General features: G+C 63.3%; 12 protein-coding genes. 10 read left to right on the top strand and 2 right to left on the bottom strand.

The window, feature by feature from the left end:
* The first annotated feature begins 4 nt into the window (after positions 1 to 4).
* A complete protein-coding gene (locus tag ACSSVC_RS01235; RefSeq protein ID WP_346633169.1) occupies positions 5 to 343 on the top strand; it encodes a hydroxyisourate hydrolase in 339 nt (112 codons plus the stop codon).
* 107 nt (positions 344 to 450) lie between these two features.
* On the opposite strand, the gene ACSSVC_RS01230 is transcribed toward ACSSVC_RS01235, so the two are convergent.
* Complete coding sequence (locus tag ACSSVC_RS01230; RefSeq protein WP_346633168.1) at positions 451 to 852, bottom strand: lysozyme inhibitor LprI family protein; 402 nt, start codon at positions 850 to 852, stop codon at positions 451 to 453.
* Positions 853 to 1,088: 236 nt separating this feature from the next.
* On the opposite strand from ACSSVC_RS01230, the gene ACSSVC_RS01225 reads away from it, so the two are divergent.
* From ACSSVC_RS01225 to ACSSVC_RS01185, 9 genes are all read left to right on the top strand, one after another.
* Positions 1,089 to 2,066 carry a dipeptidase gene (locus tag ACSSVC_RS01225; RefSeq protein ID WP_123726579.1) on the top strand — a complete coding sequence of 326 codons (978 nt, stop codon included), beginning with the start codon at positions 1,089 to 1,091 and terminating at the stop codon, positions 2,064 to 2,066.
* 78 nt (positions 2,067 to 2,144) lie between these two features.
* Positions 2,145 to 2,675 carry a DUF5943 domain-containing protein gene (locus ACSSVC_RS01220; RefSeq protein WP_346633167.1) on the top strand — a complete coding sequence of 177 codons (531 nt, stop codon included), beginning with the start codon at positions 2,145 to 2,147 and terminating at the stop codon, positions 2,673 to 2,675.
* 15 nt (positions 2,676 to 2,690) lie between these two features.
* The gene (gene dgcA / locus ACSSVC_RS01215; RefSeq protein WP_346633166.1) at positions 2,691 to 4,751 is read left to right on the top strand and encodes a dimethylglycine demethylation protein DgcA; all 2,061 of its coding nucleotides are present in this window, start codon (positions 2,691 to 2,693) and stop codon (positions 4,749 to 4,751) included.
* Positions 4,752 to 4,865: 114 nt separating this feature from the next.
* Complete coding sequence (dgcB, locus tag ACSSVC_RS01210; RefSeq protein WP_346633165.1) at positions 4,866 to 6,830, top strand: dimethylglycine demethylation protein DgcB; 1,965 nt, start codon at positions 4,866 to 4,868, stop codon at positions 6,828 to 6,830.
* Positions 6,830 to 8,050, top strand: a complete 1,221-nt coding sequence (etfA, locus tag ACSSVC_RS01205; protein WP_346633164.1) for an electron transfer flavoprotein subunit alpha — start codon at positions 6,830 to 6,832, stop codon at positions 8,048 to 8,050. Before dgcB ends, etfA begins: the two co-directional genes overlap by 1 nt.
* A 9-nt stretch (positions 8,051 to 8,059) precedes the next feature.
* Positions 8,060 to 8,830: an electron transfer flavoprotein subunit beta gene (gene etfB / locus ACSSVC_RS01200; protein WP_346633163.1), complete on the top strand. Its 771-nt coding sequence runs from the start codon at positions 8,060 to 8,062 to the stop codon at positions 8,828 to 8,830.
* A 1,185-nt stretch (positions 8,831 to 10,015) separates the two neighbouring features.
* Positions 10,016 to 13,468, top strand: a complete 3,453-nt coding sequence (locus ACSSVC_RS01195; protein ID WP_446439346.1) for a GMC oxidoreductase — start codon at positions 10,016 to 10,018, stop codon at positions 13,466 to 13,468.
* A gap of 125 nt (positions 13,469 to 13,593) precedes the next feature.
* Entirely contained in the window at positions 13,594 to 15,462 is a 1,869-nt protein-coding gene (locus ACSSVC_RS01190) for a c-type cytochrome (protein WP_492611920.1), read from the top strand.
* Positions 15,463 to 15,509: 47 nt separating this feature from the next.
* Positions 15,510 to 16,766, top strand: a complete 1,257-nt coding sequence (locus tag ACSSVC_RS01185) for a metallophosphoesterase family protein (RefSeq protein ID WP_492611919.1) — start codon at positions 15,510 to 15,512, stop codon at positions 16,764 to 16,766.
* Positions 16,767 to 16,859: 93 nt separating this feature from the next.
* Here ACSSVC_RS01185 and gbca read toward each other — a convergent pair whose 3' ends face one another.
* Positions 16,860 to 18,155: a glycine betaine monooxygenase oxygenase subunit gene (gbca, locus tag ACSSVC_RS01180; protein ID WP_346633159.1), complete on the bottom strand. Its 1,296-nt coding sequence runs from the start codon at positions 18,153 to 18,155 to the stop codon at positions 16,860 to 16,862.
* Between the last annotated feature and the right edge of the window lie 186 nt (positions 18,156 to 18,341).

Here is an 18,341-nt window from a genome sequence, read left to right as displayed (position 1 = left end):
CGGAGTGTCCATCCACGTGGTGGATGTCGCCAGCGGCAAGGTGGCCGCGGGCATGCAGGTTCGGGTGCGCCGCCTGGGCGAGGAGTGGCTCTGTGAAGGACAGATTGCCGACAACGGCCTGCTGGCCCCGTTGAGCGAGCTGGCGGCCCGCTTCGACCGGGGCGTCTACGAGGTGGAGCTGGACGTGGCGGCGTTCTATCGAGCCCAGGGCCAGGTCTCGGGGCAAGTGCCGTTTCTCGATGTGCTGGTGTATCGCTTCGGCCTGGATGACCCGCGCCAGCACTACCACCTGCCGTTCAAGCTGACGGCCTGGGGCGTCTCGTGCTTTCGCGGCGGCGCCTGACTCCGTGACCTGCGTAGGAGCGAGCTTGCTCGCGAAGCTTTTCCCGCCGCGACATGGGGCGGGGTCGGGCATGCTTCGCGGGCAAGCCCGCTCCTACAGGGGGCGGATCATTCCTGGGCGATGGACTCGATGAACTCCGAGCGCTCGTCGCTCATCCGCGCCAGGCAATCATTGGTGGCGATGGTGTAGGCCTTGGTTCCGGACTTGGCCGGGAAGGACTCCACCGCACAGTCGGCATCGCGCTGCTTCTGCCACAACTGCTGGGCGTTCTTGACCTTGGCGCTGATGTCGCTCAGTTGCGCCTTGTCGTTGCCGTACAAGGTACCGAGGCGTTCCAGCAGGCTCTGCACGTTGTCAGCCAGCAACTGCTCGGCGGTGGTCCGGTTGTAGGTGGCGCATTCCAGGGTCTGCACGTCGTTTTCCACGCCGTCGCAGGGAGAACTGTCGGTTTCTTCGGCCGCCTGCACGCCAGTCGCCATCAGAACCAAGGCCAGGAAGATCGGTTTCATTGCAGCGCTGCCTCTAATCCAGTGAAGCTTTCGTTGGAACGGCGAATTCTGGCGCAAGCCCCAGGCAAAGAACAGAGGGCGCCACGCCCCCACATCCGGCCCTTTGTCGGGTCTTGACGCTTTCGGCAATTCCCCTGTCGTTTTTGCACCGGGGCGCCCTGGTCCTCAAGCATATGCTGACCCCAAAGCGCCGGCAGACGATTCGGCGCATGAATCGCCAATAAGGGGACAGCCTGATGAGCCCAGCCGAATTACACGCCGACAGCATCGTTATCGACGGGCTGATCATTGCCAAGTGGAACCGCGAGCTGTTCGAAGACATGCGCAAGGGCGGCCTGACCGCAGCCAACTGCACCGTGTCGGTCTGGGAAGGGTTTCAGGCCACGGTCAACAACATTGCCTCCAGCCAGAAACTGATCCGCGAAAACAGCGACCTGGTAATGCCGGTGCGCACCACTGCGGATATCCGCAAGGCCAAGGAGGTGGGCAAGACCGGTATCCTCTTCGGCTTCCAGAATGCCCACGCTTTCGAAGACCAGATCGGCTACGTCGAGGTGTTCAAGCAGCTGGGCGTGGGCATCGTGCAGATGTGCTACAACACCCAGAATCTGGTGGGCACCGGCTGCTACGAGCGTGATGGCGGGCTCTCCGGGTTCGGCCGCGAGATCGTCGCCGAGATGAACCGCGTCGGGGTCATGTGCGACCTGTCCCACGTCGGTTCCAAGACCAGCGAGGAAGTGATCCTCGAATCCAAGAAGCCCGTCTGCTACTCCCACTGCCTGCCGTCGGGGCTCAAGGAGCACCCGCGCAACAAGTCCGATGCAGAACTGAAGTTCATCGCCGACCATGGCGGCTTCGTTGGCGTGACCATGTTCGCGCCGTTCCTGGCCAAGGGCATCGACTCCACCATCGACGACTACGCCGAAGCCATCGAATACACCATGAACATCGTCGGTGAGGATTCCATCGGCATCGGCACCGACTTCACCCAGGGCCATGGCCAGGACTTCTTCGAGTACCTGACCCACGACAAGGGCTACGCCCGCCGCCTGACCAACTTCGGCAAGATCATCAACCCCCTGGGCATCCGCACCGTGGGCGAGTTCCCCAACCTCACCGAGACCCTGCTCAAACGCGGCCACAGCGAGCGCGTGGTGCGCAAGATCATGGGCGAGAACTGGGTCAACGTCCTCAAGGACGTCTGGGGCGAGTAAACCTCTCCAGCCCCCTTATCCGATTTCCCCCTGCCGTTCGCGCAGGGGCATTCACTGAATTTCTGGAGTCACGTTTCCATGGCCAAGATCGCCCCGCAATTGCCTATCGAAGTCGACAGCGAAACCGGTGTCTGGACCTCCGACGCCCTGCCGATGCTCTACGTGCCACGGCATTTCTTCGTCAACAACCACATGGGCATCGAGGAAGTCCTGGGCAGCGATGCCTACGCCGAGATTCTCTACAAGGCCGGCTACAAGTCCGCCTGGCACTGGTGCGAAAAAGAAGCCGAATGCCACGGCCTGGAAGGCGTCGCGGTGTTCGAGCACTACATGAAGCGTCTGTCCCAGCGCGGCTGGGGCCTGTTCAAGATCCAGGACATCGACCTGGATCAAGGCACCGCCAGCGTCAAGCTCGAGCACTCGGCGTTCGTCTACGTGTACGGCAAGGTCGGGCGCAAGGTGGACTACATGTTCACCGGCTGGTTCGCCGGTGCCATGGACCAGATCCTGGAAGCCCGTGGCAGCAAGATCCGCACCGTGGCAGAGCAGGTTTACGGTGGTTCCGAAGAAGGCCACGACGATGGCCTGTTCGTCGTCAAACCGTTGTAAGCGGAGTTAAGAAAAATGGCTTTCGAAGCGATGTTCCAGCCGATCCAGATCGGCAAACTGACCATCCGCAACCGTGTGCTGAGCACCGCGCACGCTGAGGTCTACGCGACTGACGGCGGCATGACGACCGAACGGTATGTGAAGTACTACGAAGAAAAGGCCAAGGGCGGCATCGGCCTGGCCATCTGCGGTGGTTCCTCGGTGGTGGCCATCGACAGCCCCCAGGAATGGTGGAGCTCGGTGAACCTGTCCACCGACCGCATCATCCCGCACTTCCAGAACCTCGCCGACGCCATGCACAAGCATGGTGCCAAGATCATGATCCAGATTACCCACATGGGCCGGCGCTCCCGTTGGGACGGCTTCAACTGGCCGACCCTGATGTCGCCGTCCGGCGTACGTGAGCCGGTGCACCGCGCCACTTGCAAGACCATCGAACCGGAAGAGATCTGGCGGGTGATCGGCAACTACGCCCAGGCTGCGCGCCGGGCCAAGGCCGGCGGTCTGGACGGCGTCGAACTGTCGGCGGTGCACCAGCACATGATCGACCAGTTCTGGAGCCCACGGGTCAACAAGCGCACCGACGAATGGGGCGGCACCTTCGAGAAGCGCATGCGCTTTGGTTTGGAAGTGCTCAAGGCCGTGCGCGCCGAAGTCGGTGATGATTTCTGCGTCGGCATGCGCATCTGTGGCGACGAATTCCACCCGGACGGCCTGTCCCACGAGGACATGAAACAGATCGCCAAGTACTACGACGACACCGGCATGCTGGATTTTCTCGGTGTGGTCGGCTCGGGCTGCGACACCCACAACACCCTGGCCAACGTGATCCCCAACATGAGCTTCCCGCCTGAGCCGTTCCTGCACCTGGCGGCGGGCATCAAGGAAGTGGTCAAGGTCCCGGTGCTGCACGCACAGAACATCAAGGACCCCAACCAGGCCACGCGGATTCTCGAAGGCGGTTACGTCGACATGGTGGGCATGACCCGCGCCCACATGGCCGACCCGCACCTGATCGCCAAGATCAAGATGGGCCAGATCGACCAGATCAAGCAGTGCGTCGGCGCCAACTACTGCATCGACCGCCAGTACCAGGGCCTGGACGTGCTGTGCATCCAGAACGCCGCCACGTCCCGTGAATACATGGGCGTGCCGCATATCATCGAGAAGACCACCGGCATCAAGCGCAAGGTGGTAGTGGTCGGTGCCGGTCCTGCCGGTATGGAAGCCGCCCGTGTCGCCGCCGAACGTGGCCACGACGTGACCCTGTTCGAGAAAAAAGAAGCCATTGGCGGGCAGATCACTACTGCCTCCAAGGCCCCGCAACGGGACCAGATCGCCGGTATCACCCGCTGGTATCAGCTGGAGCTGGCGCGACTGAAAGTCGACCTGCGCCTGGGCACCGCGGCGGACACCGCGACCATCCTCGACCTGCGCCCCGACGTGGTGGTGCTGGCGGTGGGCGGCCATCCGTTCATCGAGCAGAACGAGCACTGGGGCGCCGACCAAGGGTTGGTGGTCAGCAGCTGGGACATCCTCGACGGCAAGGTGGCGCCGGGCAAGAACGTGCTGGTCTACGACACCATCTGTGAGTTCACCGGCATGTCGGTCACCGACTTCATTGCCGACAAGGGCTCGCAAGTGGAGATCGTCACCGACGACATCAAGCCGGGTATCGCCGTGGGCGGCACCTCGTTCCCCACCTACTACCGCAGCCTGTATCCGAAGGAAGTGATCATGACCGGGGACCTGACCCTGGAGAAGGTCTACCGCGAGGGCGACAAGCTGGTGGCGGTGCTGGAGAACGAATACACCGGCGCCCGCGAAGAGCGAGTGGTGGACCAGGTGGTGGTGGAGAACGGTGTGCGTCCTGACGAAGAGCTCTACTACGGGCTCAAGGAAGGATCGCGCAACAAGGGCCAGATGGACGTCGAGGCGCTGTTCGCGATCAAGCCGCAGCCGTGCCTGAGCGAGACCGGGGAGGGCTACCTGTTGTTCCGCATCGGCGACTGCGTATCCCAGCGCAATACCCATGCCGCGATCTACGACGCACTGCGCCTGTGCAAGGATTTCTAAGCCATTTCCTGTAGGAGCCGGCTTGCCGGCGATCGGCACTGGCGAGATACCGCGAGCTGCCTGATCGCTGGCAAGCCAGCTCCTACAAGGCCCCAGGTCTTTGGGAGCTCCACCATGTTGAACACCCTTCTTCCCATTCTGTTGTTCGCCGCCGTCGGCCTTGCGGTCCTCGGCGCGCTGCGACGCGTGGCCATGTGGCGCCGGGGGCGAGCCTCCAAGGTCGATCTGCTCGGCGGGCTCCTGGCCATGCCCAAGCGCTACATGGTGGATCTGCACCATGTGGTGGCTCGGGACAAATACATGGCCAACACCCACGTGGCCACGGCGGGCGGTTTTGTCCTGGCGGCGGTGCTGGCGATCCTGGTTCATGGTTTTGGTCTGCATAACCGCATTCTCGGCTACGCCTTGCTGCTGGCCACCACGCTGATGTTCGTCGGCGCGCTGTTCGTCGCCAAGCGTCGGCGCAATCCACCGGCACGCCTGTCCAAGGGCCCGTGGATGCGCCTGCCGAAAAGCCTGCTGGCGTTCTCGGTGAGTTTCTTCCTGGTGACTTTGCCGGTGGCGGGCATCCTTCCGGAACATTTCGGAGGCTGGCTGCTGGCGACGATTCTGGCGGTCGGTGTGCTGTGGGGCGTGTCCGAGCTGTTTTTCGGCATGACCTGGGGCGGGCCGATGAAGCACGCTTTCGCTGGCGCCTTGCACCTGGCCTGGCACCGGCGCGCGGAACGCTTTGGTGGCGGACGCTCCACTGGCCTCAAGCCGTTGGACCTGGAAGACCCAAGCGCGCCTTTGGGGGTGGAAAAGCCCAAGGATTTCACCTGGAACCAACTGCTGGGCTTCGACGCCTGCGTGCAGTGCGGCAAGTGCGAGGCGGCATGCCCGGCCTTCGCCGCCGGCCAGCCGCTGAACCCGAAGAAACTGATCCAGGACATGGTGGTCGGCCTGGCCGGCGGCACCGACGCACAGTTCGCCGGCAGCCCGTACCCATCCCTTGACGGCAGTGGCAAAGCCATTGGCGAACATGGCGGCAACCCGCACCAGCCTATCGTCAACGGCCTGGTGGACGCCGAGACCCTGTGGTCCTGCACCACCTGCCGCGCCTGTGTCGAGGAGTGTCCGATGATGATCGAGCACGTCGACGCCATCGTCGACATGCGTCGCCACCTGACCCTGGAGAAAGGCGCGACCCCGAACAAGGGCGCCGAGGTTCTGGAGAACCTCATCGCCACCGACAACCCCGGCGGCTTCAACCCCGGTGGGCGGATGAACTGGGCGGCGGACCTGAACCTGACCCTGCTTAGCGAAAAACCAAGCACCGACGTGCTGTTCTGGGTCGGCGACGGCGCCTTCGACATGCGCAACCAGCGCACCCTGCGCGCCTTCGTCAAAGTGCTCAAGGCGGCCAAGGTGGACTTCGCCGTGCTCGGCCTGGAAGAACGCGACAGCGGCGACGTGGCCCGACGCCTGGGGGACGAAGCCACTTTCCAGCTATTGGCCAAACGCAATATCCAGACCCTGGCCAAGTACCGCTTCAAGCGCATCGTTACCTGCGATCCCCACAGTTTCCATGTGCTGAAAAACGAGTACGGCGCCTTCAACGGCAACTACCTGGTGCAGCACCACAGCACCTACCTGGCCGAGTTGATTGGTGCCGGTGCGCTGAACCTGGGCCAGCACAAGGGCAGCAGCGTGACCTATCACGATCCTTGCTACCTGGGCCGCTACAACGGCGAGTACGAAGCTCCTCGGGACGTACTGCGGGCCCTGGGCATCGAGATCAAGGAAATGCAGCGCTCGGGCTTCCGTTCCCGTTGCTGCGGCGGTGGCGGCGGGGCGCCGATCACCGACATTCCGGGCAAGCAACGGATACCCGACATGCGCATGGAAGACATCCGCGAGACCGGCGCCGAGTTGGTAGCCGTGGGTTGTCCACAGTGCACCGCCATGCTCGAAGGGGTGGTGGAGCCGCGGCCGATGATCAAGGACATCGCCGAACTGGTGGCCGATGCCTTGCTCGAAGACGCCGCTCCGGGCAAAGCGCCGGCGTCGGTGAAACCTGAACCTGCGGAGGTGCACTGATGAGCGACATTATCCGCCGCGATCCCCGGGCCGAATGGATTGCCCGCAACCGCCTGCACCCGCTGCACGCGGCCATGCAGCCGGCGCAACACAGCTGGATGGGGCCCAATGGCCTGATCCGCAAGAATCCCCATGGCATCGGTTTCATCGGCCCCAACGGCCTCAAACGCATCGACCGCAGTGGCGCCCAGCAGGGCGGCAGTGCCAAGCGCACGGCGGCGGCCGAGGTGCAGTTGCCGCTGCATCAAGTGGCGCAGCCGGCGTTCTACATCAGCGTGGTGCCGGACATGGTTGGCGGCCGCCTGAGCAGTCACGACCGCGATCTGCTGGGCCTGGCCCATCAGTTGGCGGGCGAGGACGGCGCGGTGCTGGCGGTGGTGTTTGGCGAGCACAAGGAGTCGGCCTTTGCCACGGCGGGTGTCGACCGCCTGCTGGTGCTGCAAGGCAGCGAGTTCGACGGTTATGCACCGGAACAACGGGTACAGGGCCTGCGGGCTGTGGATAACCAGTTCAGCCCGCGCCATTGGCTGCTGCCTGACAGCCGCACCGGGGGTGGCGAACTGGGCCGGCGCTTTGCCGCGGCCCTGGGCGAACGCCCGGCGACCCGGGTCTGGCAGGTCAAGGACGGCCAGTGCATCGGCCGTGCCGGTGCCGGTCTACAGGACCTGGCGCGGCCAGTGGCACGGTTGATCCTGGCCGCGGCCGAATGTGCCGAGCCGGTCAGCGAAACCCGCCACGAAGCCTTGCCGGTGGAGTTATCCACAAGCGTGGCCCGCAGCCTGGCGCGGATCGAGGATTTGGGCGCGGTGGCGGTGGACCCGGCGGCGATTCCCATGGCCGAGGCCGAGTTCATCTTTTCCGGGGGCAACGGGGTCAAGGACTGGCCACTGTTTCACCAGACCGCCGCGGCCCTGGGCGCCACCGAAGGCGCCTCGCGGGTGGCGGTGGACGACGGCTTCATGGCCCGGGACCGGCAAGTGGGGGCCAGCGGCATCTGGGTCACCGCGCGGGTCTACGTGGCGGTGGGGATTTCCGGGGCAATCCAGCACCTGCAGGGCATTGGTGCTTGCGACAAGGTGGTGGCGATCAACCTCGACCCGGGCTGCGACATGATCAAACGCGCCGACCTGTCGGTGATTGGCGACAGCGCGGAAATTCTCAAGGCCTTGATCGCGGCGGTGGCGGCCTACCGCAACGACGCCAAGCGCGATGCGGCTTAAGGGGACGTTATGAACAGCAATGTGATCAGCCTGGTATCGATTGGTGCGCACCCGACCTCCGGTCGCCCGCGGCGTGCCGAACAGGACGCCCGGGCGGTGGAACTGGGCCTGCAACTGGCTGGGGACAAGCTGCAAGTGCTGCATGCCGGCGACGTCGCCGAGCCGGCTCTGCGCGCTTACCTGGGCATGGGGCTGGAGCAGTTGCATGTGCTGGAACAGCCGGCAGGCGCCGATGCCCTGCCGATCCTGACCCAGTACCTGCGCGACGCGGGCGTTCAGGTGGTGCTCACCGGCAGCCAGGCGGAAACCGGCGAAGGCTCCGGCATGCTGCCATTCCTGCTGGCGGAGAGCCTGGGCTGGCCGCTGGTGGTGGGACTGGCGCACGTCGAATCCCTGACCGATGGCGTGGCCCACGTCCTGCAAGCTTTGCCCCGTGGCCAGCGGCGGCGACTCAAGGTGCGCCTGCCATTCCTCGCCACTGTGGATAACGCCGCGCCGAAACCGCGCCAGAGCGCCTATGGCCCGGCGCGCCGTGGTCTGTTGCAGGCCGATCAGGTCGTGGTGGTGGAAGACGAGTTACTCACCGTCTCCAGTCTGCAACCGGCCAAACCCCGGCCCAAGCGCCTGAAAGTGATCAAGGCCAAGAGCGGCGCGGATCGCATGAAGGCCGCCACCGCCAAGGCCAGCGGCGGCACCGGGCAAGTGCTCAAGGGCGTCAGCCCGGAAGCCGGCGCCGAAGCGATTCTCAAATTGCTCATCGAAGAAGGCGTGGTCCGCTGAGCTCAGGTTTATGCACAACCCCACCTCTGGACACCGCCGTTCGCTGGCAAGCCAGCTCCTATAAGGGAAATCGCGCCTGCACCCACCGTAGGAGCCGGCTTGCCGGCGAAGGGGGCGTCATGTTTTTGCACATCTCTGGGCATCGCCATTCGCTGGCAAGCCAGCGCCTACAAGAGTCGCGATGGGTTACTCACAATCCCTGTGTGCGTACCTGTGGATAAGGTGTTCGCGCCTTGCTCAAGCCCATGTGGAACAAGCCCTGTAGCCATCTGTACGAAATTTGACCAGCCTAAGCTGGCGATTTTTATGGCTTTTTTTCCAGGGCAGGGAATTATCCGAAGAGACTTTTGCACAGCACTTGCCCCCAAAGTCTGTTGGCGCTTCTGTGGATAAGATGTTCGCTTACCGCTGCAGGCCCCGCAGAACCTGGCTTTGAATGGGTTGATCAAAAAACATCCAAGTACGCTGTTCAGGCTCGATTATTCGGGTAAAGCCCCGATATTTCGCGGCTTCCAGGGGTTTTCCACAGTCGCTGGCGCCTCTGGCCCCAGTTGCCCCCAAAGTCTGTTGGCCGTTCTGTGGATAAGGTGTTCGCCTTCCGCTACAGGCCTTTGAATACGGGGGTTTCAGAGTTTTGTTCAATAATTGATCAAACGCTGGAGAAACCGCTGTTTTCCCATAAGTCACGGATTTTCTTGGCATTGCCCACTGAAATATCCCCAACACCTGCGCACTTGCCCACAGTTGCTGTGGGCCAAGGTGTGGATAACATGTTCGCGGAAGGCTGCGCCCCTTGTAATTCATAGCGTGTAAGGCAATAGATCAAATTTCATACAGTTCTAATGGCTTTCTTGACAGTGACAAGTGGCCTGTCTTCACTGATGGCACAAGGACTTAGCAGCTACTTATCCACATACGGTTGGGGGAGCGCAGGCAATGGATTGTCGTTTATCGCAGGTTTCCCCGATCCGGACTTCCCTACCTCGACGTACCCGTCGCCGCGCCGCCAATCAGCGCGCTCGTCTATAGCCTTGCCCGCGAGCTAACGGCTCCGACTCCATCACTGATTCCACTGTTTGTGTTTCTGGCGCCAAGGCCTGCCCGTTCGGCTGCCTGCTGCGCGATCGGTTTTACCCATTAGAGGCGACCACAGAGTTGCCCCATCTGCCTGAGAGGAACCCCGCCATGACTCGGATCGCGACCCCCATCAGCGAGATCCAGGAACACTACGACGTTATTGTCATCGGCTCCGGCTACGGGGGGGGCATCGCCGCTTCCCGATTGTCCCGGGCTGGTCGGCGGGTCTGTCTGCTGGAACGAGGGCGGGAGATCCAGCCTGGCGAGTACCCCAACACCCTGGCCACGGCCACTGAGGAGTTGCAGGTGCATGATCCCGACGGCCATATCGGCTCGCGTACCGGGCTCTTCGATCTGCACGTCAATGCCCAGCAGAACGTGGTGGTGGGTTGCGGCCTGGGCGGTACATCGCTGATCAATGCCAACGTCGCCCTTGAGCCCGAGCCCGGGGTCTTCGACGATCCGCGCTGGCCCCGGGCGGTACGCGAGCATCGCGATACCCTGCTCAAGGAGGGGTATGCCCGGGCCCGGGAGATGCTCAAGCCCACTCCCTATCCCGACTCGGCGCCCACCTTGCCCAAGCTCCAGGCCAACCAGAAGTCCGCGGAGTTTCTCAAGCAGGGCGCGCACTTCTACAAGCCGCCGATCAACGTGACCTTCGCCAAGCTGCCCAACAACCTCAACCATGTCGGGGTCGAGCAACTGCCCTGCAACCACTGTGGCGACTGTGTCTCGGGCTGTAACAACAAGGCCAAGAACACCACCTTGATGAATTACCTGCCGGATGCCAGCAATCATGGCGCCGAGATTTTCTGCCAGGCTGAGGTGCGTTACCTGGAGCAGGAGGGGGATGGCTGGATCGTGCACTTCCAATACCTGGACAGCGGACGCGAGAAGTTCTCGGCGCCGACCCTGTTCGTCAAGGCCGACATCGTCGTGCTCAGTGCCGGCACTCTGGGTTCCACGGAAATCCTCCTGCGCTCCAAGGCCAAGGGCCTGTCCACCTCGGACCAGTTGGGTGAGCACATGAGCGGCAACGGCGACATCCTCGGGTTCGGCCATAACTGTGAGCAAACCATCAACGGCATCGGTTTCGGCACCCATTCGGCCAGTGAGCTCAAACCCGTGGGGCCGTGTATCACCTCCATCATTGACATGCGCACCGAAGGCGACTGGCGCAGCCGCATGGTCATCGAGGAGGGGTCGATTCCCGGCGCCTTGGGCCGGGCCATGGTGCCCAGCATGGCGCTGTTCGCCAGCACCCTGGGCAAGGCCACCGACCAGAGCCTCAGCGGCCAGTTGGGCTACAAGGCGCGGGAGGCCGAAAGCTTTCTGCGGGGGCCTTACTACGGCGCGCTGCACAACATGCAGACCTACCTGATCATGAGTCATGACAATGGGCGCGGCCGCATGCTGCTGGACGCCAAGGATCAGCTGCGCATCGACTGGCCCGGGGTTGGTCAGCAACCCAATGTGATTCTCGGCAACGAGCGCCTGTACCAGAGCACCAAGGCGCTGGGTGGAGTCTGGGTGGAGAACCCGATCTGGACCAAGCTGCTCAAGCACAGCATCGTCTCGGTGCACCCGTTGGGCGGCTGCGTAATGGGCGAAGACGCCGGCCAGGGGGTGGTCAACCACAAGGGCCAGGTGTTCAGCGGCGTCAGCGGCAGCCAGGTCTATCCCGGGCTGTATGTGGCGGACGGCGCGGTGATTCCCACCTCGCTGGCGGTCAATCCGTTGCTGACCATTTCGGCGGTCAGTGAGCGCAACATGCGCCTGCTGGCCGAAGATCGCGGCTGGAAGATCGACTACAGCCTGCCCTCGGCCCCGAGCAAGGCGGTGCCGGCGCCGACCCTGGGCGTGCAGTTCACCGAGACCATGAAGGGCTATTTCTCCACCGCCTTCACCCAGCCCCAGGGCACCGATCTGGCGCTCTACCAGGAGGCGGCCAAGCGCGGCGAGGCGCAGAACTCCCCCATCGAGTTCACCCTGACCATCACGGCCAACGACCTCAACCGGATGATCAAGGAGCCCGAGCACGCCGCCACCCTGGTGGGCACCCTGGAGGCTCCGGCGCTGTCGGCACAGCCCTTGGTGGCCAGCCACGGGGTGTTCAACCTGTTCGAGGAATTCCAGCAGCAGGTAGGCGTGCGCCACATGAACTACGACATGCGCCTGACCGCCGAGGACGGTAACGAGTACTACTTCAGTGCCTTCAAGACCGTGCCCGAGGATCACGGTGTGCTGAACATCTGGCCCGACACCAGCACCCTGTATGTGACCCTGTACCGCGGCCAGAACAAGAGCGGCCCGGTGCTCGGCTCCGGGGTGATGCACATTCTGCCGGCGGACTTCGCCAAGCAGATGACCACCATGAAAGTGCTCAATGCGCGCAACGAGCGTGAGCGCATCGAGGCCCTGGCGCGCTTCGGCAAGTTCTTCGCCGGGATTCTCTGGGAAAGCTACGGCGGCGTATTCGCCGGGGACATCTACTTCAATCCCGACGCGCCGCCGCGGATCAAGCGGCCCCTGGATGCGCCGGTGCCGACGGTGCAGTTCTTCGAAACCGAAGACCGGGTGCAGCTGCGCCTGACCCGCTACCAGGCCGGCAGCAAAGGCCCGGTCATGTTGGTACACGGCCTGGGCGTGGGCTCCAACATCTTCTCCACCGACACCATCCAGACCAACCTGCTGGAGTACCTGTGCAAGCACGACTATGACGTCTGGCTCCTGGATTTCCGGGTCAGCATCCTACTGCCGGCGAGCAAGCAGGAATGCAATGGCGACCAGATCGCGGCCTATGATTTCAAGGCCGCCATCGGCCAGATCAAGCAGGCGACCGGGGCCCGTGACGTGCAATGCGTGGTGCATTGCTACGGCGCCACGACCTTCTTCATGTCGTTGCTGGCGGGCCTGCAGGACGTGCGTTCGGTGGTCTGCTCGCAGATTGCCGCCGACACCGTGGTGGCCACCGCTACCGGGATCAAGGCCGGATTGCACCTGCCGGGCATGCTCGACGCCATCGGCATCAGGTCGCTGACGGCCTACGCCGACAGCAAGGAAAGCCTGTTCAACCGGCTCTACGATACGGCGCTCAACGGTTATGCGCGGATCGAGGCCCAGGGCTACTGCACCAATCCGGTGTGCCACCGCATCACCTTCATGTACGCCTCCCTGTACCGCCACGACACCCTCAACCAGACCTTGCACGACAACCTGCACGAGCTGTTCGGCGCCTCCAATATCGAGACCTTCGAGCATCTGGCACTGATCTGTCGCAAGGGGCACCTGGTGGACTTCAAGGGGCGTGACGTCTACATGCCGCATTTCGACCGGCTGAAGTTGCCGATCTGCTTTATCAGCGGCGCCGACAACCAGTGCTACCTGCCGTTAAGCACCCAGAAGACCTATGAGCGCCTGTGCCAGCTGCATGGCCCCGAGCTGTTCAGCCGCCACGTGGTGCCGGGTTACGGACACATCGACTGCATCTTCGGCAAGAACGCCGTGGTGGATGTGTACCCGCTGATGCTGGCGCACCTGGAGAAGACCGCCCTGGGCTGACGACGACCGGCTCGCGGCCTGCGGTGCGCCCGTGCCGCAACCGGGCTTGGCGATAGGTACCGCAGGACAGGCTCCTGGAGCCTGCCCTGCGGCAGCGGCTACACATGGATGCAGGGAAGGTTCAGATGAACGCTTATATCCGCTGGTTCCAACGCTTTATCTGGCTGGGCATCGCCATGAACATGGTGTTCGCCCTGCCGGCGCTGTTTGCCCCGGCGCTGCTGACCGCGGTGGTCGGCTTGCCGCCGGTGCTGTCCGACCCCTGGCTGGAAAACACCGGCATGCTGCTGGTGGGCATCAGCCTGTTCTACATGCCTTCGGGCTGCAACGCGCCGCGCTTTGTGGTGCATTCCTGGCTGTGCGTGCTGTCGCGGCTGATCGCCGTGGCGTTCTGGATCTACCTGATCGACACCAGCAACCAGGCCCAGGTGTTCGTGCCCATGCTGATGGGCGACCTCAGCATGTTCCTGATCCTCGGCATCCTGCTGTACCTGGGCAGTGCCCCGGCCAACCGGCCCTGGGCCTTGCTCTGTGCCGGGCTGCACGACTGGCGCCAGTACTGGGCCGCCTGCTGGAAGCGCCACAGCTTTCGCGTGGGCAGCCTGGTCCTGCTGTTGGTCCTGGGGGTGGTCGGTTATGCCACCTGGGTCAACATGATTCGCGAGGTGCCCCAGCCGCCGGAAGCCTCCGATGAGGATCACTTCAAGTACGCCGCCATCGGCCTGGGGATCGAGGCGCGGATTCCTTACTACCTGTTCGCCGTGCTGCCGCAACTGTGCCCGGAAAAACTGCCCCGGCCCGGTGGCTACGAGGTCTTCGGCTTTCTCTACGAGAACGGCCGGGACCTGCCGGTGGGCATGGCCAAACGGCAGTTGGGCTACCCGACGGTGGAACCCAACTGCGCCCTGTGCCACACCGGTGCCTACCGGGCCAGCGCCAGCGATGTGTCCCAGGTGGTGCCCACTGCACCGGCCAACCTGATGCAGCTCCAGGCCTTCCAGTGGTTCGCCTACGACTGTGCCAGCGATCCGAAATTCACCGTGGATGCGGTGATGAACGCGATCAACGCCAAGTTCCAGCTGGGCTTTGTCGAGCGCTTGTACAACCGCTACCTGATCATCCCCATGGCCAAGAGTGCGCTGCTCAAGCAGAAGCAGGCCTATGCCTGGCAGAAGCTGCGGCCGCAGCAAGGCCCGGGGCGCACCGACACCTTCAACCCGACCAAGATGGTGGTGTTCGGCTTCCCTGACGATTCCACCATCGGCACCGTGGACCTGCCGCAGATCTGGAACCAGAAGCCCCGGGAATCGATGTACCTGCACTGGGACGGCAACAACAACCAGATTCGCGAGCGCAACTACGCGGCGGCGATGGCGGTGGGTGCGACCCCGGAATCGGTGCTGCCGCAGAGTTTCAACCGGGTCACCAACTGGCTGCTGGGGCACAAACCGCCGACCTGGCCGTTTGCCATCGATCAGGCCAAGGCCGCTCAGGGCAAGCCGCTGTGGGAGGCCAACTGCGCCGGTTGTCATGACTTCGGCAAGGCCGATACCGGGCAGGTCACCACCAGTATCCAGACGCTGGGCACCGATCCCCACCGCTTGGACTCCTTCACCACCGGCCTGGTGCAAGCCTTCCATGGCTTCAAGAAGCCGCCTTTCGACTTCGGTGCCTATCGCAAGACCCAGAGCTACAGCAACACCCCCACCGACGGTGTCTGGCTGCGGGCGCCGTACCTGCACAACGGCTCGGTGCCGAGCCTCTGGGACCTGTTGCAGGCACCGGAGCTAAGGCCCCAGGTGTTCTACACCGGCTCGGATGTGTATGACCCGCAGAAGGTCGGTTTCATCACCAGCGGTGCGACGGTGCAGGGGCCGGGCCACTTCAAGTACGACACCCACCTGGAGGGCAACAGCAACAGCGGCCATCTGTACGGCACGCAGCTTTCCGCAGAGCAGAAATGGCAGTTGATCGAATACATGAAGACCCTGTGACGCCCGTCCGGCGTTTGTGCAAAGGGACCATCAAGAGGGATGCCAGCATGTCATTTGTGAGCAATCTGGAACATGAATACGAACAGGTGAAAGCCCGGGTCGACGGGCTGCTGGCCAGGCTCGACCTGGCCTGGAAAAAACTCCGTAGCCAGCTCGAACCGGCGGAACTGCAGGCGATCGTGCAACTGTTGCAGCGCGCCCATGACCAGGCGCAGTACGCCCTGATCCACGGCGACTTGCCCCCCGGTCAGGCGCCGGTGCCCTGGGAACTGGCCCACGGTCTGTCGGTCCTGCACTTGGGGAACGCCTCGCCCTTGCCGCAAACGGTGGACGAGCTGAAGACCCAGGTGATGAAGGACGGCACCCTGCTGGGCTGTCGCCAATGGGAGCTGCTGGACCTGCGCTGGAGCGAGGCCTTGCTCAACTGGATCGAGAACCTGCGCAAGCACGCGGCCTTCGGCACCACCCCGGCGCTGATCGAGATGGCCGACAACGTGCTGCTGGACATGGCCGGGGATTGGGGCACCGGATATTTCCAGCCCGATTCGGCAGCGCAGCGCGTGGCGGACTTGATCACCCAGGACAAGCCGGACTTCACCATCCACCTGGGAGATGTGTATTACGCCGGTACCGGCAGCGAGGAGGACGCCGACCTCACGGACTGGCCCATGGGCAGCCAGGCGTCCTTCAGCCTCAACTCCAACCACGAAATGTACAGCGGTGCCCATGGCTACTTCGCCGAGATCCAGGCGCTGTTCCCCAAGCAGCAAGGCACCAGCTACTTTGCCCTGTTCAATAGCCACTGGCTGATCGTCGGTCTGGACAGCGCCTATGCCGCCGACGAAATGAACCTGTACATGGACGGCAACCTCAATGCCCCGCAGCAGCAATGGCTCAAGGACCTGGTGGCCAGCAAGGGGCAGGGGCGCAGGATCATCGTGCTCAGTCATCACCAGGGGCTGGACATCAGCGGTCAGCAGCAGACCACGCTGTACAAACAGGTGGTCGCGGCCCTGGGGCGGTTGCCGGACTACTGGTATTGGGGGCACCTGCACAATGGCATCTGCTACGCACCTAGTAACGGCATGTACGGACGCTGCATCGGTCACGGCGCGATCCCCTATGGCCCCACCAGCGAGCTGAAGGGCAACCCTCAGGTGCAATGGTCGGAAACCTTGTCGGCAGATGATCCGAACTATCCGCTGCGGGTGCGCAACGGTTACGTGAGGGTGAAGTTGCAGGGCGAGACGCTCACCGAGGCGTTTGTTGGCGAGAACGGCGCCATCAGTTGGCCGCTTGCTTGAAACGACCGGCTGTAACGGCAGCACCCGGGGGCGGGCGCACCCCGCCCCCGGGCTCTTGTCTGAGCGTTTATTGCTGATTGCGCGCGGCCGGGTTTATCCGTGGACCGGCACGCCCTTGAGGTAAGGCGCCGGTTCCGCACCGAGGTTGCTCAGCATGCGCTCGCTGTACCAGTCGACGAAGTTGACCACGCCGAACTCGTAGGTCTTGGAGTACGGACCCGGCTGGTAGGCGGTGGAGTTGATGCCGCGCTGGTTTTCTTCCGCCAGGCGCCGGTCCTGGGCGTTGGTGGCATCCCACACCTGGCGCATGCGCTCGACGTCGTAGTCCACGCCTTCCACCGCGTCCTTGTGCACGATCCACTTGGTGGTGACGATGGTTTCCTGGGCGCTGATGGGCCACACGGTGAACACGATGATGTGGTCGCCCATGCAGTGGTTCCACGAGTGCGGCAGGTGCAGGATGCGCATCGAGCCCAGATCCGGGTTCTTGATCCGTCCCATCAGCTTGGCGCAGCCCTGCTTGCCGTCCATGGTCATGGACACGGTGCCCTTGAGCAGGGGCATGCGCACGATGCGATTGCGCAGGCCGAAGCTGGCGTGGGCGTAAGGGATCTTTTCGGCTTCCCAGGCGGCGGCGGAAGCGGCCACGTGGTCCTTGAACGCCTGGTCGGCCCGGGGGTCGGTGACGTCGTCCCATTCCAGCAGAGTTTTCAGCAATTCAGGGTGCGAGCCGCCGCAGTGATAGCACTCGCGGTTGTTCTCCAGCACCAGTTTCCAGTTGGCCTTTTCGTGCAAGGTGGTCTGCACCGCCACCTTGGTGTTCTCCATGTCGTAGGGCTCCATGTAATGGGCCAGCGTGGAGAGGAAGTCGTCGATGGCCGGCGGATTCTCTGCCAGGGAGATGAAGATGTAGCCGCCGGCGGTCTTCACGTTCACCGGTTTCAGGCCGTATTGCTTCATGTCGAAGTCGGCGCCCATCTCGGTGCCGGCGAACAGCAGGCGCCCGTCCAGCTCGTAGGTCCACTGGTGGTAGTGGCAGACCAGCTTGGCCACCTTGCCCTTGTCGCTGGTGCACAGCCGTGAACCGCGGTGGCGGCAGACGTTGTGGAAGGCGTGGACCACGCCGTCGGCGCCACGGATGACGATGATCGGGTTCTTGCCGATCTGCAGGGTGATGTAGTTGCCCTTGGTGGGGATCTCGCAGGTCATGCCGGCGATCAGCCATTCCTTCTGGAAGATCTCCTGCATGTCGATATCGAACAGCCTTTCATCGCAGTAGAAGGGCTGCGGCAGGGAGAAGGTCCGCTCGCGCTCCTGCAGCATCTGTGCAGTGGCCTTGCGTGCGGGTTCCAGTGGATCGCCCAAGCTCAGGGTTGCGGTGACGTCCATCGTTCAAGTCCTCATGGCCGTTCGGTGCGGCCGGCGAATTAAATAGTGGCTACGGTGGGTGCTACGCAAGTCACGAAAAATCGGCTGTCGTGTTTGAGGCGAGTGTGGGTCCGCAGGCGCCTTGAACCTTATCCATGGGCGACATGGCCCAATCTGTTCCCGACGGGGGAGCCCCTGTAACTGGGG

The sequence above is a fragment of the Pseudomonas sp. E1BtOHC1 genome (assembly GCF_058744285.1).
Note: the sequence above shows the minus strand (reverse complement) of the source record. Positions and strands in the feature narration are given on the sequence as shown.

What these genes read in the sequence shown, in the direction of transcription:
- ACSSVC_RS01230 (WP_346633168.1), bottom strand. Translation starts at nt 852, where the DNA reads ATGAAACCGATCTTCCTGGCCTTGGTTCTGATGGCGACTGGCGTGCAG.
- ACSSVC_RS01225 (WP_123726579.1), top strand. Translation starts at nt 1,089, where the DNA reads ATGAGCCCAGCCGAATTACACGCCGACAGCATCGTTATCGACGGGCTG.
- ACSSVC_RS01220 (WP_346633167.1), top strand. Translation starts at nt 2,145, where the DNA reads ATGGCCAAGATCGCCCCGCAATTGCCTATCGAAGTCGACAGCGAAACC.
- dgcA (WP_346633166.1), top strand. Translation starts at nt 2,691, where the DNA reads ATGGCTTTCGAAGCGATGTTCCAGCCGATCCAGATCGGCAAACTGACC.
- dgcB (WP_346633165.1), top strand. Translation starts at nt 4,866, where the DNA reads ATGTTGAACACCCTTCTTCCCATTCTGTTGTTCGCCGCCGTCGGCCTT.
- etfA (WP_346633164.1), top strand. Translation starts at nt 6,830, where the DNA reads ATGAGCGACATTATCCGCCGCGATCCCCGGGCCGAATGGATTGCCCGC.
- etfB (WP_346633163.1), top strand. Translation starts at nt 8,060, where the DNA reads ATGAACAGCAATGTGATCAGCCTGGTATCGATTGGTGCGCACCCGACC.
- ACSSVC_RS01195 (WP_446439346.1), top strand. Translation starts at nt 10,016, where the DNA reads ATGACTCGGATCGCGACCCCCATCAGCGAGATCCAGGAACACTACGAC.
- ACSSVC_RS01190 (WP_492611920.1), top strand. Translation starts at nt 13,594, where the DNA reads ATGAACGCTTATATCCGCTGGTTCCAACGCTTTATCTGGCTGGGCATC.
- ACSSVC_RS01185 (WP_492611919.1), top strand. Translation starts at nt 15,510, where the DNA reads ATGTCATTTGTGAGCAATCTGGAACATGAATACGAACAGGTGAAAGCC.
- gbca (WP_346633159.1), bottom strand. Translation starts at nt 18,155, where the DNA reads ATGGACGTCACCGCAACCCTGAGCTTGGGCGATCCACTGGAACCCGCA.